23 protein-coding genes and 1 pseudogene are annotated in these 25852 nt (G+C 51.1%); 14 read left to right on the top strand and 10 right to left on the bottom strand.

Features of this window, described 5'->3' with window-relative positions:
* Positions 1 to 374, top strand: a 374-nt coding sequence (locus tag DFR42_RS10640) for a thymidine kinase (RefSeq protein WP_110254915.1), incomplete at its 5' end; no start/stop codon positions are given.
* A 1075-nt stretch (positions 375 to 1449) separates the two neighbouring features.
* Here the strand turns inward: DFR42_RS10640 and DFR42_RS10630 are convergent.
* Both DFR42_RS10630 and DFR42_RS10625 read right to left on the bottom strand, forming a co-directional pair.
* On the bottom strand, positions 1450 to 1677 hold the full coding sequence (locus DFR42_RS10630; RefSeq protein ID WP_110254913.1) for a hypothetical protein: 228 nt from the start codon (positions 1675 to 1677) through the stop codon (positions 1450 to 1452).
* A gap of 27 nt (positions 1678 to 1704) precedes the next feature.
* Entirely contained in the window at positions 1705 to 3000 is a 1296-nt protein-coding gene (locus DFR42_RS10625; protein WP_110254912.1) for a hypothetical protein, read from the bottom strand.
* Positions 3001 to 3478: 478 nt separating this feature from the next.
* Here DFR42_RS10625 and DFR42_RS10620 point away from each other — a divergent pair, with 478 nt between their 5' ends.
* On the top strand, positions 3479 to 4000 hold the full coding sequence (locus tag DFR42_RS10620; RefSeq protein WP_110254911.1) for a thymidine kinase: 522 nt from the start codon (positions 3479 to 3481) through the stop codon (positions 3998 to 4000).
* Between the two features lie 50 nt (positions 4001 to 4050).
* Here the strand turns inward: DFR42_RS10620 and DFR42_RS10615 are convergent, their stop codons facing one another.
* The gene (locus tag DFR42_RS10615; RefSeq protein ID WP_245936908.1) at positions 4051 to 5649 is read right to left on the bottom strand and encodes a cytochrome C; all 1599 of its coding nucleotides are present in this window, start codon (positions 5647 to 5649) and stop codon (positions 4051 to 4053) included.
* Positions 5650 to 5906: 257 nt separating this feature from the next.
* On the opposite strand from DFR42_RS10615, the gene DFR42_RS10610 reads away from it, so the two are divergent.
* The 3 genes from DFR42_RS10610 (at position 5907) to DFR42_RS10600 (ending at position 9647) form a co-directional block, all read left to right on the top strand.
* On the top strand, positions 5907 to 7412 hold the full coding sequence (locus tag DFR42_RS10610; RefSeq protein WP_110254910.1) for an ATP-binding protein: 1506 nt from the start codon (positions 5907 to 5909) through the stop codon (positions 7410 to 7412).
* A gap of 9 nt (positions 7413 to 7421) precedes the next feature.
* The gene (locus tag DFR42_RS10605) at positions 7422 to 8114 is read left to right on the top strand and encodes a response regulator (protein WP_110254909.1); all 693 of its coding nucleotides are present in this window, start codon (positions 7422 to 7424) and stop codon (positions 8112 to 8114) included.
* 114 nt (positions 8115 to 8228) lie between these two features.
* Positions 8229 to 9647, top strand: coding sequence for an ABC transporter substrate-binding protein (locus DFR42_RS10600; RefSeq protein ID WP_110254908.1), 1419 nt, complete (start codon positions 8229 to 8231; stop codon positions 9645 to 9647).
* A gap of 17 nt (positions 9648 to 9664) precedes the next feature.
* Here the strand turns inward: DFR42_RS10600 and DFR42_RS10595 are convergent, their stop codons facing one another.
* The 4 genes and pseudogenes from DFR42_RS10595 to DFR42_RS10580 form a co-directional block, all read right to left on the bottom strand.
* Positions 9665 to 10030 carry a hypothetical protein gene (locus DFR42_RS10595; protein WP_146218821.1) on the bottom strand — a complete coding sequence of 122 codons (366 nt, stop codon included), beginning with the start codon at positions 10028 to 10030 and terminating at the stop codon, positions 9665 to 9667.
* 68 nt (positions 10031 to 10098) lie between these two features.
* Positions 10099 to 10557, bottom strand: coding sequence for an Lrp/AsnC family transcriptional regulator (locus DFR42_RS10590; RefSeq protein WP_110254906.1), 459 nt, complete (start codon positions 10555 to 10557; stop codon positions 10099 to 10101).
* A 59-nt stretch (positions 10558 to 10616) separates the two neighbouring features.
* Positions 10617 to 11189 carry a DUF3455 domain-containing protein gene (locus tag DFR42_RS10585; RefSeq protein WP_110254905.1) on the bottom strand — a complete coding sequence of 191 codons (573 nt, stop codon included), beginning with the start codon at positions 11187 to 11189 and terminating at the stop codon, positions 10617 to 10619.
* A gap of 99 nt (positions 11190 to 11288) precedes the next feature.
* Positions 11289 to 11627: pseudogene (locus DFR42_RS10580) on the bottom strand (lysozyme inhibitor LprI family protein); the annotation flags it as partial.
* Positions 11628 to 11983: 356 nt separating this feature from the next.
* Between DFR42_RS10580 and rlmF the strand changes: the two are divergent.
* Both rlmF and DFR42_RS10570 read left to right on the top strand, forming a co-directional pair.
* Positions 11984 to 12997 (top strand): 23S rRNA (adenine(1618)-N(6))-methyltransferase RlmF, encoded by a 1014-nt coding sequence (rlmF, locus tag DFR42_RS10575; protein WP_110254903.1) that lies wholly within the window; start codon positions 11984 to 11986, stop codon positions 12995 to 12997.
* A gap of 206 nt (positions 12998 to 13203) precedes the next feature.
* On the top strand, positions 13204 to 14448 hold the full coding sequence (locus DFR42_RS10570; protein ID WP_110254902.1) for a nitronate monooxygenase: 1245 nt from the start codon (positions 13204 to 13206) through the stop codon (positions 14446 to 14448).
* A gap of 70 nt (positions 14449 to 14518) precedes the next feature.
* Here DFR42_RS10570 and DFR42_RS10565 read toward each other — a convergent pair whose 3' ends face one another.
* Entirely contained in the window at positions 14519 to 15022 is a 504-nt protein-coding gene (locus tag DFR42_RS10565; protein ID WP_110255024.1) for a YHS domain-containing (seleno)protein, read from the bottom strand.
* A gap of 365 nt (positions 15023 to 15387) precedes the next feature.
* Between DFR42_RS10565 and DFR42_RS10560 the strand changes: the two genes are divergently transcribed.
* The 3 genes from DFR42_RS10560 to DFR42_RS10550 all read left to right on the top strand — a co-directional run bounded on the left by DFR42_RS10560 (position 15388) and on the right by DFR42_RS10550 (position 18816).
* Positions 15388 to 16806, top strand: a complete 1419-nt coding sequence (locus DFR42_RS10560; protein ID WP_110255023.1) for an ammonium transporter — start codon at positions 15388 to 15390, stop codon at positions 16804 to 16806.
* Positions 16803 to 17213, top strand: a complete 411-nt coding sequence (locus tag DFR42_RS10555; RefSeq protein WP_110254901.1) for a hypothetical protein — start codon at positions 16803 to 16805, stop codon at positions 17211 to 17213. The genes DFR42_RS10560 and DFR42_RS10555 overlap by 4 nt, the downstream gene beginning before the upstream one ends.
* Positions 17214 to 17385: 172 nt before the next feature.
* Entirely contained in the window at positions 17386 to 18816 is a 1431-nt protein-coding gene (locus DFR42_RS10550) for a trypsin-like peptidase domain-containing protein (protein ID WP_110254900.1), read from the top strand.
* 9 nt (positions 18817 to 18825) lie between these two features.
* On the opposite strand, the gene DFR42_RS10545 is transcribed toward DFR42_RS10550, so the two are convergent.
* Complete coding sequence (locus tag DFR42_RS10545) at positions 18826 to 19848, bottom strand: DUF2804 domain-containing protein (RefSeq protein ID WP_110254899.1); 1023 nt, start codon at positions 19846 to 19848, stop codon at positions 18826 to 18828.
* Between the two features lie 60 nt (positions 19849 to 19908).
* On the bottom strand, positions 19909 to 20511 hold the full coding sequence (locus DFR42_RS10540) for a hypothetical protein (RefSeq protein ID WP_110254898.1): 603 nt from the start codon (positions 20509 to 20511) through the stop codon (positions 19909 to 19911).
* Positions 20512 to 20740: 229 nt separating this feature from the next.
* Between DFR42_RS10540 and DFR42_RS10535 the strand changes: the two genes are divergently transcribed.
* From DFR42_RS10535 to DFR42_RS10520, 4 genes are all read left to right on the top strand, one after another.
* Positions 20741 to 22042, top strand: coding sequence for a TolB family protein (locus DFR42_RS10535; protein WP_146218820.1), 1302 nt, complete (start codon positions 20741 to 20743; stop codon positions 22040 to 22042).
* 105 nt (positions 22043 to 22147) lie between these two features.
* Entirely contained in the window at positions 22148 to 22912 is a 765-nt protein-coding gene (locus DFR42_RS10530) for a FadR/GntR family transcriptional regulator (RefSeq protein ID WP_110254896.1), read from the top strand.
* Positions 22913 to 23274: 362 nt separating this feature from the next.
* Positions 23275 to 24186: a 5-dehydro-4-deoxyglucarate dehydratase gene (gene kdgD, locus DFR42_RS10525; RefSeq protein WP_110254895.1), complete on the top strand. Its 912-nt coding sequence runs from the start codon at positions 23275 to 23277 to the stop codon at positions 24184 to 24186.
* 23 nt (positions 24187 to 24209) lie between these two features.
* Complete coding sequence (locus tag DFR42_RS10520) at positions 24210 to 25790, top strand: aldehyde dehydrogenase (NADP(+)) (protein ID WP_110254894.1); 1581 nt, start codon at positions 24210 to 24212, stop codon at positions 25788 to 25790.
* The last annotated feature ends 62 nt before the right edge of the window (positions 25791 to 25852 follow it).

Here is a 25852-nt window from a genome sequence, read left to right as displayed (position 1 = left end):
ACGTCTTTGATAGCCATTTTGATTTTTTGGCAGAAACACCCAAGGTCAGTTGTGTGCTGGTGGATGAAGCGCAATTTCTGTCGGCAGATCAGGTGCGGCAATTGCATCAGCTGGCGCAAGTACGCGGCGTGCCTGTGATTTGTTATGGCTTGCGCAGTGACTTCCTGGGTGAACCATTTACCGGCTCTGCTTATCTGCTGGCATTGGCTGACGATATAGAAGAATTAAAAAATATTTGCACCTGCGGCAAGAAGGCGACGATGAATATTCGTGTCGATGAAAATGGCAGGCGCATGAAGTCTGGCGAGCAAATTGATATAGGCGGGAATGAGCGTTATCAGCATGTTTGTGGCCGTTGTTTTTATTCCAATTAAAGCACCTTCAGAAACTCCCTCAGATCAATAACTTCCTGCGGCGTCAAACCGATATTGAAACGCTTGTCGTAGAACCTGATGACAGGTTCATGGACCTTCTTACTCAAGAGTTCAGAGTCGGCAAGCATCACGACTATCGAGGAACTCTGACTACCTCGCTCTGTCACGGGACCGAATTTCGGAAGTCGGAGCCGCTCCATCCCTACATCGAATATGTAGCTCCAGCCCCTCCTAATCCAAAGTCCGCCCTGGTCAGTATTCACCACCCGTCGCAAGGCTTTGCCCCACTAGGGTGGAGTGAAGCACAAGACAGAGAACGTAGAAGGAACAGGACGTCATATTTGGCAGAACATTTTGGATTGCTACCTCGAAATCAGTTGCTCAAAAATTAGGCGGCCGACTGGAAGGGCGGAAACCACGATTGAGAATACTATAAAGAGGCCTACTGGTTTCAGCCCGAGTTTGGTGAATTGTTACTGACCATCGGGCAAAAGTATTTGCATGAGGTGGCCCAAGTAATTCGGACTCATCCTTTTGAATTCATTAACCTGAGCAAAGAGCCGATGGGGGATATGTGGGCACTAGCCCAGTTTAATAAGGCCGATACTTGTGCGTGCAGGCGAATTACTCTAACGATAGAAAAGGGGGGGGCACCACCCACTCACGGTCATAGACATGTGTATGGGCGTAGGCTCAAAAATGGTGGTGTCGGTAGTTGCGTTCCTGCGCAAACTTATGCACCACACATCCGATGAGAGCCGAATCGTTTATACAACCGCCAGAGCTGAAGAAACCCGCAATGCCCCCTGTCCCCTGCTTGCTGCCGAAGAAATACATATCGCATACGTTTGGGAAATTGGGCGAGGTCTTCACAGACATCCCAGCACACCTGTATCTCGGGCGGGGTGCAACCTGTTGCGTAAAACCTCCCTTTATATTGAGTCATTTGGAGTTTGGGGCAGAGCGCCTGAAACCAACACAGGTTGACCGGCCGGGGGAAAGTCTGGACGTAACGCGGCGAAGGGTGTGGCCTCCGATTTGTTGTTCTACGTATCGTCAACAGGTCTGTCCATACTTACCCTTGTGCTTGTATTTCCGAGAGCAATGAATCCAATGCTGGACTAATTTCCTTCCTTACAGACTGCATATTGAGAGCCAAAGTCAAGTAATCAGCAACGAGCGCTCTACAGTCAAGTGGAATATCATTAAGCGATATTTTTGCCAACTCTTCATTAAGAGATTGCGCCTCCGTGGCCGAGATTTCCCCGTCCTTTTTGTTGGAATAGAACTCATCAAGCTTCATTCTGGCTCCTCAAAAGTGGATAAGTCGTTAATCGCGGCAATATGCACTCGAGTCCGTGACCTTCATGCATGTGACCACCACGCCTCCGCCAAGTGGTTTAACTGGACCAAAATCAACTTGAGTAGAGGGTAACTTCACACTGTTAAGGGACTGCTGTCCAGCGTTTTGCATTTGCTGTCCGAATTGTACGAGCGTGTTCGAAAAAGATTGCAACTCCTGCTGCGATTGTTGCTGTTGCAATTGGCGTTGCTGGACATTGATTTGTTGTTGAGCTAACCGCTGCTGCTCTGCAACTTCCGCTCGTTTTCGTAGCTGCTCCATCTCACTCGTATATTTCGCGAGAGATTTGTCATAAGCGGGTTTAAATTTATTGCGCCAGTCACAAATTTTGGTGACAGTCGCCTTATCTAAGCCTTCAATTGTGTGTTTGCCATTGCATGCCATATGTAGATACTCGCGCTCTATCTGTTTAGCACGTTCCAGTTTGATTTGGCCAGCAGCAAGTGCGACCTGTACGGCCTTAAGCTTTCCACTCAGATGGTTAAAATACTCGGTGGGCAATGCAACCATCTCTGGTGATGGTCCGCCTAGCTTTACATGCCTCACCTCACCGGTGCCGTATCGAATAATTGCCACACCTCCCGAGGTTTTAGTCGTTGGGTCAAGAATTTCAGCAGCAAAGTTGGCGACGGACGCATTCACCACAGGCATGGCGGAGTTATCCGTAAACTTAAAAACGACATTCTGACTATCATTTAAAAAAAAGCGAGTAGGACTTAATGGTGAATATTCTGTGTATAGATTATTTCCGGCTTCGTCCGTCACGCCGAATGACTGAACTATTTGGAAATTTTCGCCATCGGAAGAAATTGCCTCTCTGAACCATGTCGCCGCAGGATATTGCTCGCCGCGTGTCACATAGTGAATCATATTGTTTACAAAATCATACGCTACGCTAGGTCCGCGGAAATTATCACCGTCGGCACTGTAAATGGTTATCTCTTCTTGGTGATGCGTGTCAGAAATGGCGATGTCTCGTCCGAGTCCGAATGCGAAGCCATTTTTGCATTGGCCATCCCAAAAAGCGCGGAAATTGCTACGCTCTAACTGGTCAACAGTGGTCGGTAATTTGCACGGTTCTCGCTTGTTTACCGGTTGAACATATTTTCGGTCCGGCAGCATATGACTTGGGGTCGCTCTGGCTTGCAGGGTGCGCTCGTACGCGGATGCTTCCGCTATGCTGAGAGTTCGCACCTTGGGCCCATTTTGCACGGAGGTTGCGCAGCCAGTGGACAGGGCAACGATTGACGCTGTGACAACCATCGTAGTGTATCGCATTTGAGTAGCCCAAGGTAAATATCAGTACGCAAATTGTAACATGGGCTCGTTATTTATAGGCAACTTCAACTTTGCTGCTGGGGTTCGATAATTCGCTTAGCTTGGCACTGAACTCGAAAAGTGGGTAGCGCTCGGTCGGTCCTCCCAAGCAACGTGGAGGACCACTTGGTAGAGCTGGCGCTAAAATATTTGCCCGCATTTATTGGGTAAGGTGAGGACTGTGCCAGGAGGCGTGGGCGATTTTCTGAGCCAAAAGTAACTTGCGCTAGCCACCATGCTCGACCCGTTGTAGGAGCAAGGAAGTATAGTAAATCTTGAGTGGCCATAGACTCTTTGCTGGCGGAAGCAATGTAGATTGATGTACGTATCGAATCTCTTCGAAAACTTGGAAAAATGACTTCTAGGCCCCGCAACCGGCACTCATTCACATCATCTTTGAATAAATTGGGGATAATATTCAGCAATGAACGCAGGGAAATCCACGGCACTTTTGCAAGTGGCACACAATTATGAAGAGCAGGGACAAAAAGTTCTTCTCTATACAGCAGCCATCGACAACCGTTACGGCGCAGGCAAAGTGACTTCGCGACTGGGTCCACAAAGACAGGCTGAAGTCTTTGATAGCCATTTTGATTTTTTGGCAGAAACACCCAAGGTCAGTTGTGTGCTGGTGGATGAAGCGCAATTTCTGTCGGCAGATCAGGTGCGGCAATTGCATCAGCTGGCGCAAGTACGCGGCGTGCCTGTGATTTGTTATGGTTTGCGCAGTGACTTCCTCGGTGAACCATTTACCGGCTCTGCTTATCTGCTGGCACTGGCTGACGATATAGAAGAATTAAAAAATATTTGCACCTGCGGCAAGAAGGCGACGATGAATATTCGTGTTGATGAAAATGGCCGGCGCATGAAGTCTGGCGAGCAAATTGATATAGGCGGGAATGAGCGTTATCAGCATGTTTGCGGCCGCTGTTTTTATTCCAATTGAAGAAAAGAGCAGGCCATCAAGCCTGCTCTTTTAATTCACTCTGAGTGCAATCAAAGCACCTTCAAAAACTCGCTCAGATCAATCACTTCCTGCGGCGTCAAACCTATATTGAAACGCTTGTCGTAGAACCTGACAACATCGCTTATTTCCACCATGCCGCCATTATGGAAATACGGCGAACGGGCTTCGATGGCACGCAGGCTGGGTACTTTGAAGCGGCCTATGTCTTTCCATTTTCCAGTCGCCATGGCACTGCCGGGATCGGTAGTTTCCACGGTTTCACCAGTCAGTTTATTCCTCAGCGTATACAAGGGCATATCAGGTGTGCGCAAGCTGGCATCTGAAACGCCGGTGTTGAACAGACGCGGTACTGAATGTGAACCTACGTTTCCTACGCTATGGCAGCTGGCACAAGTTGCACGCTGCAAAGGTACTCGCAATTCATCATTGAAGCCGGCAACGCGGGTGATATTGAATGGTTTGTTATTGAATATCTGTTCGCCCCTGGCAATGGAGCCCCTTGCAAGATTGATAGCCGTTGGTGGCTGAGGCGGCTGTGGTGGTCGGCCTTGCACCGGTGGATTGGGTGGCACAGGCCTATCCAGGCCGCGCCAGGCTGTGAACATGTTCATGACGTTGCGATCAAATGGGGCTCCCGTGAGATAGTCACCGGCTTCAATGTCATTGATGCCGAAATAAAAATTATTCTTTGCCAGTTCAGCAGGGCCGCCTTTGGCGCCAGCATCTGTCAGGTTGCCTGCGACCAGGCTGGTGATTTGCGCAGTAAATAAGGTCTTCTCAAAATCGACGATGCTGCGCTGCTCTGCCGCAGTCAAACCTTGTGCTGCTTGTGCATGACCAGTGACTGCACTATTGGATTGATGCAGCAAATCAACATCGGTGCTGGAAAAACATTGCAGGGGACGGGTATTGCGTATGCATATATTGGACCGTGCATCTGTGAAAGTTTCACGGCCATCCCACATGACTGTACTCAAGAACTTGAGATTGGTAGTCGGCATAGGTCTGCGGAATAATGACACTTCTTTTGTGCTGGCATAGCCATAGGGGTCATCCACCTTGATCAGGGTAAACTCAGCATCTGCAGGCACTGGCAAACCCACACGGATTAATCCCTTGGTCAACAGCATGCTATAGGCCAGACGTTTTTGATCTATGGTCGCTACCAGGGCATTGGGTGAGTTTGCTCCATCCACCAGACGGAAAACCGGGTCATCGCCATTTGTTTGTGCGAATCTCGCCTGCAGAGAATCAGGACTGATACTCCAGCCCTGGCTTTCCTGGTGGCAGGTGGCGCAACTGCGGCCGTTGCCAAAGGCTTTAAAGAAAGCATTATTCTTGTCTATGCTGCCGGTGCTTGACACCGTCAATACTGCGCCCTCTTCATTGGCGAAAGGTATCAGGCTGGGCTGGTCTGCCGGTGGAGCAGCAAGAGCAGGAGCGGGCGCTGTTGTAACCAGGCCTGTCAAGATGGTGTCAGGTGGTACGGCTTGTGCTGCATTGTCTGCCGATCCTGCCGTCGTGCTACTTCCGCCACAGGCTGCCAGGCTTAACAGCGTCAATATGGCAATGGACATTTGCGCTCTGCGTTTGCTGAGCTGCCAGTGTAATTGTGCAGATGAATTCATGGTGAGTCTCCCTTAGAGTGTCATTTTTTCCTACTCAAGAAACCGGACATACCCATGCCCAAAATCTGAGACTGAGTACAGGATGGCTGCTGAATGTGAAGAAAAAATGGAGACCCTGGTTTTTTTCGTCTGTTGTACAAAAAAATCACAGGGAAATATTTATTCAGAGATCATCGTCATAACTTCATGATTCCTCCATAATTGACTGGCACCATGGCAAGTCAATAATATTCAATACAATCCAGGAGCCCTGAAGTATGCGTCTGACGATCGCCCGCAAGCTTGCTCTGGCCATTATGGCAATTGTGATTATCAGCATAGGCACACTGGCCTGGGTGACCAGTCAAAACCTGAAAAGTGGCTTTATTGCCTATCTCAGCGATCTGGAAAGACAAGACCTGGTGAGGCTCAGCAATTTGCTGGCAGAAGATTATCGTCAAAATGGCAATTTTGACCGTTTCCAGGCCAACCGCCGCCCCATGCGCGATTTGCTGGACCAGATACGCAGCCAGCCGCGCCCGCAAAATGAAGATGCCCCGCCACCGCCACCACGCAGAAGGCCGCGTGAAGGTGAAGCGGAAGACCGTGATGAACGACGCCCGCCACCGCCGCCACGCGGCCAGGACAGGCCACCACGCGATGCACCACCGGAGCAAAGACCACCGATAGATCCCATGGGCTTCGGGCAACGACTGTCACTGATAGACAAGCATGGCATTGCCTTGATAGGCCCCGGCGATGCACCGGGTGGCAACATCGTCCCCATCATGCTGGGCAATGAGAAAATAGGCATGCTGAGACTGGCACCCTTGCGGCAAATCTCAAATGCCAGTGCGATGGACTTTGTCAGTGTGCAGATACGCCATACCTTATGGCTGGCCCTGGTACTGATACTGATATCGCTGGCATTTTCGCTATGGCTGGCCAGGCATTTATTGCGGCCATTGAAGTCCCTGCATCAGGTCACTGCAAAAATTTCCAAGGGTCAGCTGGATGCCAGGGCAGAAATGATCAGCCAGGACGAACTTGGCGACCTGGCACGTGATATCAATAGCATGGCACAAAACCTGGAAAGAAATGAGGCACAAAGAAGCAAATTGCTGGCCGATATTTCCCACGAATTGCGCACTCCCCTGACGGTAATACAAGGCGAGATAGAAGCCCTGATGGATGGTGTGCGCCACATCACGCCAGCTGCACTGGAATCCCTGCATGCCGAGGTGCGCCATCTGAACAAGCTGGTCGATGATATCCGTCAGTTGACGCTGGCCGATAGCGGCGACCTGCATTATCAATTTGTGTCCATGGACCTGCGCCCCTTGCTGGCAGATTTGCTGCAACGCTTTGCCTTGCGACTGGAACAAGCTGGCCTGCGGCTGGAAAGCCAGTTGGGTGACATGCCTGCATGGATCAAGGCGGATGGTGGCCGTCTCACCCAGGTATTCGGCAATCTGCTGGAAAACTGCATACGCTATACTGACAGCGGTGGTGTCATCGTCTGCAGCCTGATACGGAATGGTGCAATGCTGGAACTGAGCCTGGAAGATAGCGCACCCGGCGTCGCTGATGGCAAGCATGCCTTGCTGTTTGACCGCCTGTACCGCGCTGATTATGCACGCAGCCGCGCCAATGGTGGCAGTGGCCTGGGACTATCCATTTGCAAAGTCATCGTGGAAGCACATGGCGGACATATCAGCGCAATGCCATCACACCTGGGTGGCGTGAAAATACTTATACAATTACCCTGCATCAAAACAGCATAGGCGATTGTCATGGAAACCAAGGCTCACATATTTGTCGTTGAAGACGATCTGAAAATCGCTGCCCTGCTGAGAGATTATTTGCTGGCGGCTGGCTATCAGGTCAGCCATGAAATCAATGGCAGGCTGGCGCTGGAGCAAATCAGATCATCACAGCCTGATCTGATCTTGCTGGACCTGATGCTGCCTGAACTGGACGGTATCAGCATTTGCCGGGAAGTGCGCAAGTTCAGCCAGCTCCCCATCATCATGCTGACTGCCAGGGTGGAAGAGGTCGACAGATTGCTGGGCCTGGAAACCGGAGCCGATGACTATGTCTGCAAACCCTTCAGCCCGCGTGAAGTAGTTGCGCGCGTCAAGGTGCATTTGCGCCGCACCATGGCTGCTCGCGACAAGCAACCGCTTGCCACTCCATCGCGTTTTGCCATCGACAAGCAGCAACTGCGCATACTGCTGGATAGCCAGCCCCTGAACCTGACGCCGGTAGAATACCGTTTGCTGGCTGAATTCATCAGCCATCCCGAACGGGTTTTTTCACGCCAGCAATTGCTGGACTTTGCGCATGAAGACCAGCGTGATATCAATGACAGGACAGTTGACACCCATATCAAAAATATCCGTAAAAAAATACAGAGCAAGCTACCTGACAATGAATGCCTGCATTCTGTGTATGGCGTAGGTTACAGATTTGAACTACCACTTTGATCTGCAACACTATTGTCCAAATTTGCCGCATGGCGGCTTTTCAAGATGAAATACGCCGCTTGCCTGCATGGCTGAAAAGGGAGAATAGTGTTTTGACTGTTATCCTGTTCGCCCATGACCCTGCATATCGCGACCATACATAATCTCTTTCATATAGACCCGCTAAAGACAGATGCCGTCTGTCACCCGCTGAGCTCGCTGCTATACCAGACTTTGCTACGCATTAATCACTCAGGTGATGCTCCCCTTGCAGAACTGACGAGTAGCTGGACGCATTCTGCCGACTTTACTAAATGGTCGTTTGTGATTGCCCCTGCCTGTTTTCAGAATGGCCAGCCTGTATTGGCCAGCCATGTGGCACGCAGCTTTGCACGCCATGTCTGGCCTTCATCCACTTCCATCTTTGCCAACACCTGGCGCGAACTGCTGGCTGGCATAAATACGGATGCAGGCACTTGCAGTGAAGGCGAAATACCGGCAGGCCTGTATGCAGATGATGAACAGAATCGCCTGCTCATACAATTGCAGCGGCCCTACTGTCCATTGCTGGAAATTATCGCTCATCCTGCCATGGGTATTTGTCTGCAAACTGATACTGGCGAGCTGACAGGCTCTGGCCCCATGATGGTATCGATGGCTACTGACACTGAAATACAATTTCAGCACAATCCCGGCTATGCTGGGGCGCGGCACCTGCCTGAGAATGTCTGCATACAGCTATATGACCGTTTTGACGATGTATTACAGGCCTTGCAAACAGGCAGGGCGAATGCAGCACTGCTGGAGCGCAAGCATCAACTGAAGCTTGACGCTGTGCTCGATAGCATGCCAAAAATGCGGTCGACACCACTGCGTGACCGCTGGTCAGGCATGCTGATATTGAATGCTGCGGGGATATTCAACAAGCCGGAGATGCGCAAGGATTTTCATACACTGGTACAACAACAGGCAAGAGAAAAACTGGCGGCAGTTTTCCATGCCGATTTTATTCCAGCGGATATATTGACTGTCCCTGCCAGACCGGCGCATGAATTCAGCCTGGCTGAATTCCAACAACGCTGGCAGGCGCACTTTTCTGCGACTTCAGTCCGCATCATTTATGCAATCGGGCGCGGGCCTTTGACAGCCGCCCTTGATTGCGCCAACTCAGTGTTACAGGCTTGCGGCATTCACTGTGAATTGATACGTACAAAAAATGCAGAGCAAGTCTATGACTACGTGGCCAGCGGAGAATTTGATATAGTCGCCCGGGGCTGGATACAAGATTATGATGACGCCGACCAGTACTTTGGCGTCTATGAAAAACAGGCACCACAGCCTGAGGCGCGTGCAGCCTATATGCGGTTTTATGAGGCTGTCGCCGCGGCCCGCCATCTCGACAAGCCCGACATCAGGTCTGCTGCTTATGCACTGGCGATGAAGGAACTGGATGATGAATACCTGTGTATTAATATATGCCACGATCATCACAGGATATTTCACGACAATAACCTGCACTTGCAAGCGCTTTGCCGCGACCCTTTTGATTTATAGGCAGGCCAGCACGTAGCTTATTCTGGCTTGGCGGGTCTGGATTCAGTGTCGGTGGTGGACTTGCTTCGCGCTGCAAGCAGCGTCAGACTGACCCAGAACAGCCAGGCAATGACGCTGCCTATCCAGGCAAATACCAGGTACAGAAATGTGATATTCCAGTTCAATAGACTGACGGGTATCAGGCCTATCAGGAAACCACAGCTTACTGTCGTCCAGACATTGGCAGCCTTTGCCCTGCTGAACAACCAAAATGCAGGCAAACCCAGCACCAGCGCGTGTGCCAGGCTGACCAGTGAGACCAGCAAACCAAATCCCATTTGCTGTACCAGTACACCTGTCAATATGCCTGTCAGGACACAGGCAAACAATATGGCTTGTAGCACTTGGGATAGCTTAAATCCAGGCACCATCATTCTCCAGTTTGCAGAAAAAGTGCGTTTGCCTACGACTTTTAAATCGGCAGGCTATAACTTTGCTTGACAGTATCCATGACGACTGTGGTACGGAATTTGAGGATGTTCTCATTGATAAACAATACCGCACGGGTAAAGCGCTCGTAGGCTGCCATATCCGTGGTTTGCACGATGAGCATGAAATCAAACTCGCCTGCCAGGTAGAAACATTGCTGGACCTCGGTCAGCGCCTGCATATCCTGCTTGAAGTTGTCGATGATGTCACCCAGGCCCTTCTTGAAAGCGACCTCGACCATGACTGTCAGCGGATAACCAACCGCCTGTGGAGAGACGATTGCTACCTCGGCCCTGATCACGCCTTCGTCTCGCAGTTTGCGTATACGTCTTTGCACTGCAGTGGCAGACAAGCCTATATCAGCCCCTATCAGCTCGGCTGAATGGCGGATATTCTTTTGCAGATAGCGCAAGATGGCGAGATCAAAACCGTCCAGTATCATCGCAATATGGGTTCATAAAGGGAAGTCTATTATGAACTCATATTGACATCAGGGGACAATCATTTTGCCGTAAAGAAATAATACGTTGCTTTATAAGGTGTACGTGTTTCTGCGCCAATCTGGAAATCCGAGCAACCGCTCAGTGGTGCCTTGCCACCCACCGTGACCACGCGCTGTATGCTGGTAACTTTGGAGAAAGTACCTGAACCACTAGTGGATTTGGTTTTCAACAATAACCATGGGATGGCACTGGTATCAGGGCTATCTGCTTTAGCGACGACTTCAGCTAAAACCTTGCTGCCATCATTCGCTTCCCAGCTTGGACCCGCATAATGTTTACCCAGTTTGGCGTTGCTGCTGTCATGACTGGCATACAGTTCAGCTTCAGGGGCGCGGAATACCCATTCAAATTTCTTGGCGGCTTCCTTGTTGACCTTGCAATCATAAATCTGCACGCCTGTCGCTGCCATCTGGAAAGCCAGGACTTCACCAGCCGGGGCTTTCAGACTGGCGGGCACGCCTACAGTCTGCAATGCTGGCGTAGCTGGTCCAGCTTGTTTTACAGGCGCGGTCGAGCAGGCTGACAAGACAGCTACGGCAGACAGGCTGGAGATTAAAGCGATTTTTTTCATTTAATAATACCTCTCAAAATTAAAACATTTTTACAGCATTTTTATGTTCACACGCGATCAAGTTTTATTTATTTTTCGATTTAAGAACACTCGTCAGCTCTACTGATCCTGAGCAATAGTCACCATCTTGCTCTCCCTGTAACCAGCGTTTGAGATGGGCAATGCGCTCAAGCGTGTTTGTTTGCGATAGCTGTATTCACAGCCCGGCAAGGAACTTCCTTCAAGCTTGCCGATAGCGCTGTAATCCGGATACTTTGTGCTCAGCTCGGCCTCACGAAGCTTGAGCCAAAGCGCTTGTGAGACTTTCAACTGGCGCAGGAAAATCTTGTCTTCGGCATACACGCGCATGATTTTCTTGTACACGGCATTCAACTCAGCTTCCGTCTGATCAAAGGTATATTTCTTGCATGTATTGATACCTGTTTGCCCATGAACCTCAGGGTTGGCGCACGGTTTTTTTTAATTCTTGCTGGTTTTCCTGAGCCAGACTATTTGTACTGAAAAAAAACGCAAGCAACAGAAAAACCGGGCGCATCAATATCATCATTCATTCAAAGTCAGAATTTTATCAACGCCATATAAGCTTGCCAAATTACTTACTTTATCTTACATCTTATTCGTCTTCCAGCACGAAAAATAAAGGCATTTCAGGGTCTTTCCATACTTAGGTATCGGTTTGCATTAGCTCGATTGCAATGAAAAATTCAATTCTGGCATTGCTCTGGTATGGGACAATGCCATCACTATGCCATCCATATCAAATCACCCGTTCTTTGTACGGGAATTTCCTCCCCATGACGCAAAGAAAAAAAACTGACAGGCCAGGCTCCTCGCCTGACTCAAAAAGCCCGTTTCATCCACGCAACCGTCATCAGGGCTTGTATGATTTCGCCGCCCTGATACGGGTTGAACCGGCACTGGCTAGTCTCGTCAGCAATAATCCGGCGGGCCTGGCGACGATCAATTTTGCCGATCCGCTCGCAGTCAAATTGCTCAACAAGGCTTTATTGCACAGCAGCTACGCTGTGCGCGACTGGGATATTCCGTCTGAGAATTTATGCCCGCCTGTACCCGGCAGGGCAGACTACCTGCATTATCTGGCTGATTTGCTGGCTGGCAGCAATCAGGGGCGCATTCCCAAAGGCAAACAGGTAGTGGCCCTGGACCTGGGTACAGGTGCCAGTTGTATCTACCCCCTGCTCGGTGCCAGCGACTATGGCTGGTCGTTTTGTGCCAGCGATATCAATCCTGCATCGCTGGCCAATGCCCAGGCCATACTTGAGCGCAATCCTGCTCTGGCCAGGCAGATACAGTTGCGCCATCAGGCTAATCCGCAATTCTTGTTCAAGGGTATAGTCGCAGAGGATGACTGGTTTGATGTCAGCCTCTGCAATCCGCCATTCCATGCTTCGGCAGAAGAAGCGCGTGCAGGCAGTGTACGGAAATGGGAAAACCTGAACAAAACCGGCACATCATCCCAGCCGGAAGCAAGCACTGAGCCTTTGCTGAACTTTGGTGGCCAGGCAGCAGAACTCTGGTGTGTAGGCGGCGAACTGGCTTTTATAGAGAGAATGCTCAGGGAAAGCGCTGCCATACCCACAAAAATTTTATGGTTTTCGACACTGGTATCAAAGTCGGCAAACCTGCCAGCAATCCAAGCGGCATTGAAGCAGGTCAAGGCATGTGATCAGAAAACAATTATTATGAGCCAGGGCAATAAAGAGAGTCGCTTGGTCGCCTGGACTTTCTTAAATGCAAGTCAACAAGCTGCCTGGGCTAAATTACGTTGGTCAAATGGCAAGAAATGAATGCTGTAACAGCGTATTTGGCTGCCGTACAGAATATAATCTTAGCTATAGCGACTAGCCCTGGCTTACAATCTCGTTCGTCTTCCGGTTTGCAAGCCGGAATGAACCTGAATAAGCAATATGTATCTGTAGAGTAAGAATACTAAGTGGCAGTATTGCATAGCATCGCGTGATTTACTTTTGAGCAAAATGTGTCAAGGATAACAATGAAACGTGTAGATGATTTCCGCCTGAAGCTGGGCAAAGATGAGCTGGTTCCTATCATGATCGGTGGCATGGGCGTCGATATTTCCACTGCTGAACTGGCTCTGGTTGCTGCACGTCTCGGTGGTATTGGCCATATTTCTGATGCCATGGTGCAGGATGTCTCTGACCGTCGTTTCGACACCAGCTTTGTTAAAGAAAAAACAAAATTCTACAAATATAATATTAACAACTCCGACAAGACTGACATCAAGTTCAACCTGGATCAACTGGCCGAGGCTACCCGCCTGCACGTAGGCAAGACCATGGAAGCCAAGCAGGGTTCCGGCATGATTTTCGTCAACTGCATGGAAAAGCTGACCATGAATGGTCCGCGTGAAACCCTGAAAGTGCGCCTGGAATCTTCACTCGATGCGGGTATTGACGGTATCACCATGAGTGCTGGCCTGCATCTGGGTTCTTTTGGCCTGATCGCTGACCACCCGCGTTTTCGCGATGCCAAGCTGGGCATCATCGTTTCTTCAGTACGTGCCTTGCAGTTATTCCTGCGCAAGAATTCCCGCCTGAACCGCCTGCCGGATTATGTCATCGTCGAAGGCCCGCTGGCTGGTGGCCATCTGGGTTTTGGCCTGGACTGGGCTGAATATGATTTGCAAACCATCATCACTGAAATTGTCCAGTTCCTGAAAGCTGAAAACCTGGATATCCCGCTGATCGCCGCCGGTGGCATATTCACAGGTAGCGATGCTGTCTCTTTCATGGAAAACGGTGCTGCCGGTGTACAGGTCGCGACCCGCTTTACTGTCACTAAGGAATGCGGCTTGCCCAATAGTGTGAAGCAGGAATACTTCAAGGCCAGTGAAGGCGACATCGAAGTCAATAATATTTCGCCTACCGGTTACCCCATGCGCATGCTGAAAAACACGCCTGCGATAGGTGATGGCATACGCCCTGGTTGTGAATCCTATGGTTACCTGCTCGATGGTAATGGCAATTGCGCTTACATCACTTCCTATAACCGTGAAGTGGCGGCAAATCCGGATGCCAAGAAAGTCTCGGTCATGGACAAGACTTGCCTGTGTACCCATATGCGCAACTTCAATTGCTGGACTTGCGGCCAGACGACTTATCGCCTGAAAGACACTACCCGTAAACTGGCTGACGGCACTTATGAATTGCTGAGTGCAGAACATGTATTCCGCGATTATCAATTCAGTGTTGATCACCAGATTGCCTTGCCAGTCTGATTTATTGATCTGAACAAAATAACGCCGCTTAAGCTGCTCGCTAAGCGGCGTATTTTATGTACACAAGCAATCAGAGTTCAGATGGCTTCTTGCTGGCGATGGTTTTCCAGTTGGTTTTTGCAAGATCGATATTGCCTGCAATATCCTTTGCCCAGATCGCACGAATCTTGGTGTCGAGATTGAAGTAGAGTTTGTTATCAACGATGTCATACACATCCGGGTCTGCAACAAATTTCTTGCCTATGGAAGCGCCATAAGCACAGTAACCACCAAAGGCTGGCAGGTATTTCTCTGGGTTCGCCTGGAAAGTCTTTTTGTTTTCTTCACTGGTGAACAGGTAATCTACACCATCCACAGTCGCTACATGGTGGCCTGTACCATGCGCCGGTTTTTCACTGGTGAAGAAAGTCGTGAGATCGTAGCCCCGTGCACCTATGACGCTATTGGCGACCGTATCAGCTGCGCTGACGCCTGGCACTGCTGCCAGTGATAATGCGGCTACGGCTAACAAGAAGATGAATTTGATTTTGCTGACCAGGCTGCTGGAAGTGCGTGATATGGATGTGAGTGACATGGCGTGCTCCTTTAAATGGTTGAAAGCGGATTTGAGATTCACCTTGCTCATGCGCAGCGAATGACGGGCACTTTAATTCAGTTCATCAAAGTAAAGAATAACCATAAGATTGAATTCATTATTCCTTAAAATGGAATAAATGCCATCGAATTTGATTTGGCACCCTCTGTGTGCAAACTCATGCCATGCAGAAATATTTGCTTACATTTTGGTGCAGTCATCCGCCCGCGCTGGTATCACAAGCAATTTCTTTCCCTGATTAGTTGCGAGCAAGACCAAATGTACTGGTATCAGCCTTGGCATGAAAAATGCTGCAATGCACATGCTTGTGTGTCATTGACGATGTTTTTGAAAAGGCCAGCCTGATGAAAATACGCGTGCTCTCCAGCTTCCCGCTTTCTGTTTCACTTTTCCTCTCATTTTTCTTCTCCATCAGCCTTTTCCTGTATGGGGGCATCTGCTATGCACAAGAAACCGCGCCTGCCAGTTCTGTAGCAAGTGTCACAACAACACCTGTAGTGGCTGCGGCCACGCCACCAGCCATGACCAAGCCAGGCATGATCGCCGCAGACAAGATCAGCGCTGGCGACACCGCCTGGATGATGACATCGACTGGACTGGTATTGTTGATGACCATACCCGGCCTGGCCCTGTTTTACACTGGCATGGTGCGCAAGAAAAATGCCCTGGGCACGATGGCGCACAGCCTGGCCACCACTTGCATCGTGACTATTTTATGGGTGGTGCTGGGCTATAGCCTGGTGTTCACTGCGGGTTCACCTTATCTGGGCAGCATGGACAGGTTCATGCTGCACGGCGTGAGTTTCCTGAAAGAAGCCGGGCAACTCAGCGTACATCAACTGGCGCCGACGATACCGGAGAGCGTGTTCCTGATGTTCCAGATGACGTTTGCGATTATCACCCCGGCCCTGATCACTGGCGCCTTTGCGGAGCGCATGAAATTTTCTGCCCTGCTGCTGTTCATCAGTCTGTGGTCTTTGCTGGTGTATGTGCCAGTCGCCCACTGGGTATGGGAACCGGCAGGCTGGCTGGCAGCGCGTGGCGTGCTGGATTTTGCCGGTGGCACTGTGGTGCATATCAATGCCGGAGTATCTGGCCTAGTGGCGGCATTGATCATCGGGCCACGCCTGGGTTTTGGCAAGGAAGCCATGCCACCACATAATTTATTGCTGACAGCCGTCGGTGCATCTTTGCTGTGGGTAGGCTGGTTTGGTTTCAATGCTGGTTCTGCCGGTGCTGCAGATGGCCGCGCCGGATTGGCGATGCTGGTGACACAGGTGGCTACTGCGATGTCTGCACTGGCCTGGATGCTGGTGGAATGGCTGCGCCGTGGCAAACCCTCGGTGCTGGGCATAGTCTCTGGTGCGGTTGCTGGCCTGGTGGCGATCACACCCGCATCTGGCTTTGTTGATCTGACCGGCGCACTGGTCATAGGTGCAGTGGCTGGAGTGGCATGTTACTGGGGTGCGACTTCACTCAAGTCCATGGGCGGCTATGATGATTCGCTGGACGTATTTGGCGTACATGCGATAGGTGGCATAGTCGGCGCACTGCTGACTGGCGTATTCGCCATGAAGAGCATAGGCGGGGCGGATGGAAGCCTGGCGACGCAGGCTTTTGGCGTCGTCGTCACGGTGATTTATTCTGGCCTGGTGACTGCCCTCATCTTATGGCTGCTGAAAATCACCCTGGGCTTGCGCGTTACGAAAGAACAGGAAAGAGAAGGACTGGATCTTGAACTTCATGGGGAGCATATCTTATGAGCACCAGCAGCTTAGTCCAAAATGCGATGTCGGATAATCTGGCATTTTCACTCATGGCACGTCTGCATGTGATTTTGCGGCGGCAAAATGGTCGCGTGACCGACATAGAATACATGCGCATCAATCCCGCTTATTGCCGCGCCATACTTGATCTGGCCATGGAATTACCAAACGAAGCTTTGCATGACATCTGTCACAAGCTGGAAGATATTTACTTTGGTGAAGCTGGCCTGTTCATCCTGCCACCACCAACCGATCCCTTGCTGAGCAGACTGGTCACTAAAAAATCCAGTTCCACATCCGGTATGCTGGTCAATAGCAGGGTAGAAACAAGCCCGCTGGCTGGCATGCCAGTGCTGGATCACAATGCCATGGTGGACCAGACTTATATAGGCCGCTTGCGCTAGGCACAAAGCACTTGTTTGCATGGACAGTAGGCAAGCTATACCTTGCTTTGGTGAACATGGGTGAACGCTGATAGCGACTAAATTGGGGCTCTGTCACATCTTCAGTTACAATTCCCAGAAAAAAGCTTGTTCCTGCAAAGGATAAAAGCAGGCCCTTTATTCTGGACATGTAATGAAACAAACTCTTTACGACATACTCTCAGTCCCGCAGGACGCGACTGTGGAACAGATACGCGCGGCCTATCAGCATGCCATGTCCGAGCTGGACAGCACGGCGCAGCACGACCACAATAAAAAGGTCATCTTGCGCGAGGCTTACGAATTACTTTCCACACCTCAAAAACGTAGCAGTTATGATGCACGCCTGGCCAGACAGGAAAGTTTGCGGTCACAGGCCAGCATAGCAAGGGAGCAGCAAGCAACAGCACCCGTCACCCCAACACCGGCCCCGGCCAGAAACTGGATCAGCGTGATAGCCTTAATGGCAGTGCTGCTGGCAGCCGCAGCAACCTGGTGGTCAGTGAAACAAAAAGAAGAACGCAACAGGCAACAAGAATTGCCCGTGTATAGCGAAGTCACTCCTGCATCGCCAGTAGAGCCACCATTGCGTGCAGTCGTACCTGCACCACCAAGCCAGATAGCCGAGCCAGTTGCCAGCAATAACATTAATGCAGAAGCAGGTAAAACCGCCGAAGAAATTTATGCGTTGCGCGCTCCCAGTATCGCCCTCATCCAGGTGTTTTCACCAATAGGTACACAGGTGGCGATAGGCAGCGGTGTCATGATCGCACCCGAAGTCCTGATCACGAATTGCCATGTAACGCGCAGTGGCGTGCAATATAAGGCCCGAATAGGCAAGCAATTACTGGCAGCCACGGTCATCATGGCGGATGAAGAATATGATTTATGTCGCCTCAGCGTCCCTGGTGCCAATGCGCCAGTGGTGGCCCTGGGCAGCACAGATAACTTGCGCATAGGCCAAAAAGTATTTGCCATTGGTGCGCCACTGGGCCTGGACCTGACGATCAGTGATGGCATCGTTTCTGCTTTGCGCCCTCTGTCTACCGGCAAGGTGATACAAACCACCGCGCCAATTTCACCTGGGTCCAGCGGAGGTGGCTTGTTTGATGCTTATGGCAAACTGGTAGGCATCAACACTTTCCAGCACAAGCTGGGACAAAACCTGAACTTCGCCGTTCCTGCAGACTGGATCAACACCATGTCAACCCGCCGGGCAAGCAATCAAAGTGTGGGCGCAATAACCATGAACAGCCTGGAAGGGAACAGGGAAGGCAATAGGGACAGTAACCGGGATGGCAATTCACAAGCCTCAACAGCCCAGCAAGCCGCCACAAAAATTCTTGGCCTCTGGAACTGTTATGGCGTACTGACTGGCTACAGCATGGATGTGCTGTTTGAAAGAGATTCCCGCTTGAGCGGCACCATGAATGGCAAGAAATTTTCTGGCAATTATCTTTTCGACGGCAAATCTATGTCACTCAGCATAGGCGCCAGAATTTCTGGCATCGTTGAAGAATTTACGGATAACAAACTGGTGGTCAATCCTGGCAAGGCCGACCGCATGGTATGCAACCGTCGATAAGTATGTTGCCTACCATTTCGAAAAATGGTCTTCAGTCACACCGACCAGTTTTTCTATCTGCCGCTTTGGACTATCGATACTGGCCCTGACCCAGCCACTGAATTGGCCTATGGGCTGCAGATAACGGCTGCTGGCGATCAACAGATTTTTGTTTTCTGCACGAAAACCCTCGGGCCGGAAATACAAGTCCAGTAAGCCATCATCAGTATGAATATGCCAGTCGGCCATAGCCTGGCTGGCATCAAAGTCAAACTGTGCAGCACCGAGGGCAATGAGTTTGCCATCCAGCCATAGGGCATTTTCATTGCTGCCAAAATAGCCTGCCTGCAAATTAAATCCCACATGCTGCGCATGCGCTGAAGCCCAGCGCCAGCCGGTTTCACGTGCCAGAAAACCATTGCTATGGTCATAGCTGCCGGTACCTGTTTGCAGGCTGAAACTACGATTCCCGACCTTGACCTCCCCGGTCAGTGGCATGCCTGCCGATTTGACGGTGGCATGTACCGTACCACCCTGCACTTCGCCTATCGCCAATAATGAAGGCGCGGCCTGGCTGGCATCAAGCAGGGCATCAATGACAAAAGAGCCGCATTGCAGTTGCAACTGAAATTGCGCCTGAGCTTGTTCACTTTCAGATAAATGCTGGAAACGGATTTTCTTGCCAAATAACTGGAATTGCGAGGCAGCACCTGCAGCCGGGTGCGGGTTCAGTTTTGCTGTCAGCCCAGGCAAACCATCCTGAGAATAACTGGCGATGAGCTTGCCTTCCTGCCTGTCAAACACATAGGCAAAGGCCGTATTGGTCCAGCCTACATCGACGATGGCAATGCCGCAAAATATTTCTTCCGTTGCCAATGCCACATAATGCCAGTGCTTGTGGTGCAGGGTCTGCCACAGCTTGCCACGTCTGTGAGGCAAAGCCAGGCCGGACCAGTCTATGGCATGAGGCGCACCAGCATATTTGCCAAATCTGGGCTGCCCTTCAGGGCTGAGTACTAGTGCAGGGGCAGGCGGCAGGAAATTGGCTGGCATGGTGTCTTCATCTTTTTTATATGCCAGCGATTCTGCCGCAATTTGTCTAGAGCGTCTATTTCAAAACGCATTCAGTTTGCGCGAAGTTGTCGTTGCAGTTGTCGTTGGAACTGCCGCCGGAATCGCCAACAATTTCAAGCATGCATAGCCCCACAACAGCAAACCAGCACCCATGCAACCATAAGGATCAGCAGGCCCGCCAGAAAGCAGGAAGGGATAAGCAATGGCAAACAGGCTCATGAGCAAGCCAAGCCAGAAATGACCAGGTGCATTGAACAGCCTGGATAAAGGCAGGAAGTGCAAACCGATGACCAGCATGGCCACGGGCACGACCCAGTCTGCATAACCAAGATTGGCAAGCACATTTCCTGCTACCAGTATGATGACCCATTGCGCTGCATTGATCAGGTGGAACACGCGCGCAACCCTTCTTGAAGCAGGATTATCTTCAGGAGCGAACGCCTGATACTGACGCTGGCGCAGCATGGCCAGAACAAGCAAAGCCAGGCCGCATGCGGCGATGAGCAGATAGCCCAGTCCTTTACCCTGCATGGCACGCTGATTCCACAACGCCAGCCAGGCGGTACCAAAAATGGCAAAGAACATTGCCCCCTTGGCGCGGGCAGAATAAGACGACAATGTGGCGGTATTGAAATCAGTCATGAAGGACACTCCTTGTTTAAGTAGAGCCAGTATCCATGAAGGCCACCCATTTGATCAGAGCAAAGTGTCAGGACTTGCAGGTGACAATTGTCATATATGTACAGACGGACTGTTACGCCTTGAAACAGCGTGACTTACATGCCGGATATCACTTGCATGCATAATATTGCTTTGCGATTGATTTGCGCCTGCTTGACATACTATGCAGGCAATACAGGAGATACTGGCTGTGCATATACTCATTATCATCATCGTCTTGCTGGCGCTGGCCTATGTCGTCAATCAGGCCATGCAGAAAGACAAGTCAGGCCATGCTGCCCCGGCTCTGCAAAATATTCCGCATGATGCAGCCCAGCAAAGCAGGCTGGATAATGCCGCGCCGGGCACGGCAGTGGCATTTATTTCGGAAGGTAAATTGTTTTACCGCGCCGCTCATGGCCAGGTCAGGCAATTGCACAGCCCTTACGTCCAGGAAATGCTGGATAAAATGGAAAAACACAGGGAAAGAAATGCCTGGAAACAAAATACCAGTTTCGGCGTGTCAGCCTCCGGTGCCATGCGCCAGTTTAATGGCGAGGGTGCGCATATCAATGCGACGGCCATGCAATTTGATGAACAAGGCCGCATCCTGTATTTCTTGCAGGACTCAGGCATGGGTGGCCTGTTTTCTTATGAGCTGGAAACCGGAGTGGAGAGGCGCATACTGCACAGGCAAAACCTGGCATTGACAGACATGAACCTGGACCAGGCCAGTGGCAGATTGCTGGCATCGTCCATGAACAAGGGCGGCATTGCCAATCTGGTCATGCTTAATCGCGAAGGCGATGACTACCGCGAACTGACCGGTGGTGATACCCTCGATACCAGCCCCTGCTGGATACCCGATGCAGAGAAACAGATACTGTATCAATCCACTGGCATCGCCCGCAATCAAAGCGGCATCACCCTGGCTTTTGGAAATGCCAGCATACAGATGCTGGATATGAAGACTGGCTCGGTCTCGCCAGTACTCGATGACCCGACCTATGATTACCTGCATCCGCGGGTATGCCCGCAAGGTAATCTGCATTTCATACGCCGACCTTATGAAGTACCGAGGTATGAAACCAGCAATGCCCTGCTGGATGTTTTGCTTTTCCCTTTCCGTTTATTGCGCGCACTGTTTCACTACCTGAATTTTTTCTCCATGATGTATAGCCGCAAGCCCTTGACCAGTGCATCTGGCCCGGCCTTGAATGCCGACCTCAAGGAAATCATCCTGAAGGGTAAGCGCATCGATGCAGAAAAAGCTCTGCAAAAAGAAAATATGATCAATGGCGTCCCCTCACTGGTGCCAGCCTCTTGGCAACTGGTGAGCCGTAATCGCCAGGGCCATGAAACCGTATTGGCCACCAATGTAGTCTCCTATGATATGCGCGCCGATGGCAGCATCATTTATTCCAACGGCCGTGGTGTCTTCTTGCTGGGTAATGGCAGGCAATCCAGCCTGATCCTGAAGAGCGAGCTGGTGGCTGATGTGATTGCCCAATAAAGTAGCTACTGACCACGGATACTTTAGCTGTCATAGGTTGTCATACATCTATTCTGCTTGTTTTGAGTTAAAATCCCTTTACTACCTCATGCAAGCAGCCACAACATGGACACTCCAGACTACACCAGCACCCTCCCTGCCAAAAGGCGGCATAAAAGCCTGTCCCAGGGAGTTGTTGAAAGTATCAGCAATAATATCAAGAGTGGTGCGCTGAAGCCAGGTGACAAGCTGCCTACCGAATCAGCCATCATGGCCTTGTATGATGTCAGTCGCACCGTGGTGCGGGAAGCCATATCGCATCTGCAGGCAGCCGGGCTGGTACAAACCCGCCATGGCATAGGTACTTTCATACTCGAACCCAGCCAGGCCAGCAATGGCATGTTGCGTGAAGCCATCGTCACCGTCAGGGATGTACTGGATATACTGGAACTCAGGATCAGCCTGGAAACTGAAGCTGCCTGGCTGGCGGCAGCACGCCGTACCGAAGATCAGGCATTAGCGCTGGGCAAGGCGCTGGAAGATATCCTCAGCAACAAGACTGAAGAAAATGCCTCTGTAAATGCCGATGTACGCTTTCATCTGCTGATCGCGCAGTCTACCGGCAACCGTTATTTTGTTGACATCCTCAGCAATCTTGGCACTACCATCATCCCGCGCGCCAGACTGAAATCTGCCATGCTGGCCCTCGATGGCAGCAGCAATGCCAGCAATAATTACCTGGAAAGAGTCAACCGCGAGCATGAAGATATCTACCTTGCCATCTTGCGCAAAGACCAGGAAGCTGCCAGGGCTGCGATGCGCACCCATCTCAGCAATAGCCGAGAAAGATTGCGTCAGGCGCAACAGCGCATAGAGGCAACGCCGGAATAATTCTGGCCATATCAGGGTACATCCTCTGCCCCATCTCAAACTGAACCACCTGCTTCAACACTATCCGAGGCTGAGATCAGTCCAGTCCATGAAAGCGTGGCAAGCATGATTTCATGCAGATTCAAGTCTGCATATAGCGGACCAACGTCAGGCCCGGACCAGACCTGGTCATTGCCAACCTACCCCTGTCAAACCACAGCACTTTCACATTTTGGGAAAGTTTAGGAAAGTTTTCTTGCGATCTCTCATTTTAAGTTGTACGATGACGTATGACTTAATTTAGCAATGACGCACACACTTACTTTTTAAAAACCATCAAACCTGGTCAAGACGCTGTCCAGGTTGCCATTTCCGGAGCCACCATGCATCCTCAAGAACTGAAACAAATCCTGTCCTCTGGCTTGCTGTCCTTTCCCTTGACTGACTTTGATGCGGCTGGCGATTTCAATGCCAGAACTTATGCAGAACGCCTGGAGTGGCTGGCACCCTATGGCGCCAGTGCCCTGTTTGCTGCTGGCGGCACGGGTGAATTTTTCTCGCTGACTGGCGGTGAATATTCAGACATCATCAAGACTGCGGTAGATACTTGCCGTGGCAAAGTACCTATCCTGGCTGGTGCTGGCGGCCCTACCCGCCAGGCTATCGCCTATGCACAGGAAGCAGAATGTCTGGGTGCGCACGGCATCTTGTTGTTGCCACATTATCTGACTGAAGCCAGTCAGGATGGCCTGATCCGTCACGTAGAAGAAGTCTGCGCATCAGTAAAATTTGGCGTGGTTGTATATAACCGCGGCAATTGCCGCCTGACTGCTGACTCGCTGGAAAAGCTGGCCGCACGCTGCCCCAACCTCATCGGCTTCAAGGATGGCATAGGCGATATCGAATTGATGGTATCGATCTGGCGTCGCATGGGCGATCGCTTCAGTTATCTTGGCGGCTTGCCTACTGCAGAAGTGTATGCCGCTGCCTACAAGGCTTTGGGTACGCCAGTGTATTCTTCTGCCGTGTTCAACTTCATGCCCAAGCTGGCCATGGATTTTTACCATGCCATCGCTGCTGACGACCATGCCACATCGAATCGCCTGCTCGACCAGTTTTTCCTGCCATATCTGGAAATTCGCAATCGCAAGGCTGGTTATGCTGTCAGTATCGTCAAGGCGGGTGCGCGTCTGGTGGGCCATAGCGCTGGCCCGGTACGTGCACCGCTGACTGACCTGACGGAAGAAGAAGATGCGATGCTGCATAAACTGATCCTGGCACAAGGCCCACAATAAATTCAGAAGTAAGGGAGTACAGTATGCAAATCACCGGGCAAATGCTGATCGGTAAAAAAGTCGTGTTTGGTCTGGCAGGCAATGCCAAAGCCATAGACCCATCCATCAATCAGGAAATCGAGCCTGTCTTTGGCTTTGCCATCACAGACGAAGTTGAGCAGGCTTGTCTGCTGGCAGAACAGGCTTTCGATAGTTATCGCACCACCAGTCTGGAACAAAGAGCGCGCTTTCTGGAAGCGATAGCCACTGGCATCATGGACCTGGGGCCGGTACTGATAGAACGCGCAGCACAGGAAACCGGCTTGCCTGTCGCTCGCCTCGAAGGCGAGCGTGGCCGTACCGTTAATCAATTACGCCTGTTTGCCAAGGTAGTACGCGACGGTCACTGGCTGGATGCAACCATAGATAGCGCCCTGCCTGAACGCGCTCCACCACGGCCTGACCTGCGCCTGCAAAAGATTGCGCTTGGCCCGGTTGCTGTATTCGGTGCCAGCAATTTCCCTCTGGCGTTTTCAGTCGCCGGTGGCGATACTGCTTCTGCCCTGGCTGCTGGCTGCCCGGTCGTCGTCAAGGCGCATAATGCCCACCTTGGCACTTCGGAACTGGTAGGCCGCGTGATACAAAGAGCAGTAGCAGATTGCGCACTGCATGAAGGCGTGTTTTCCATGCTGATAGGCGCAGGCAGCCAGGTTGGTCAGCAACTGGTTGCCCATGCAGCCATCAAGGCCGTGGGTTTCACGGGCTCCCGTTCCGGCGGTCTGGCCCTGGTGAAAACGGCCAGTCAGAGGAAAGAGCCTATCCCGGTCTATGCAGAGATGAGCAGTATCAATCCGGTATTCTTGCTCGATCAGGCACTGGCATCACAAACCACAACACTGGCGAAAAATTTTGTCGATTCACTGACGCTGGGTGCGGGCCAGTTCTGTACCAATCCAGGACTGGTGATTGCCATAGAAAGCGCAGCGGCACGCCAGTTCCTGCAAGATGCTGCCAGGGCGCTGGAAGACAAGCATGCGGCAACCATGCTGACGCCTGGCATACATCAGGCCTATCTCAAAGGCACCAGCCATCTTGCTGAGATAAGCCAATTGCAACTGGTCGCCAAAGGCCAGCAAGCAGAATCAGTATGTGCGGCACAGGCCGTATTGTCGGTTTGCTCGGGTACTACTTTCCTGACTACGCCTGCCTTGCAGGAAGAAATCTTTGGTCCTTCTTCCATTGCTATTTTATGCAAGGATTTTGAGGAAGTCATCGCCGTCGCTTCATCTCTCGAAGGCCAGTTGACAGCAACGGTACATGCCATAAGCGACGATCATGCACAGGCCAGGAAGCTCTTGCCAGTGCTGGAAAAGAAAGCCGGGCGCATCTTGTTCAATGGCTTTCCTACCGGCGTGGAAGTGGCCCATGCCATGGTACACGGCGGCCCTTTCCCGGCAACCTCCGATAGCCGCAGCACTTCCGTTGGCGCTGCAGCGATAGAGCGTTTCCTGCGTCCGGTTTGTTATCAGGGTTTTCCGGCAGATTTGTTGCCAGCAGCACTGCAAGATAACAATCCACTGCAAGTCGCACGTATGATGGATGGCAAATTGACGCTGGCATCCTGAGCATACTGCTTACTGTACAAGTCAAGCTCATGCAAAAAGCACACATAGATGTGTAGCATGAC

Source organism: Undibacterium pigrum (assembly GCF_003201815.1).
In the GTDB taxonomy this organism is placed as follows: domain Bacteria; phylum Pseudomonadota; class Gammaproteobacteria; order Burkholderiales; family Burkholderiaceae_D; genus Undibacterium; species Undibacterium pigrum.
Note: the sequence above shows the minus strand (reverse complement) of the source record. Positions and strands in the feature narration are given on the sequence as shown.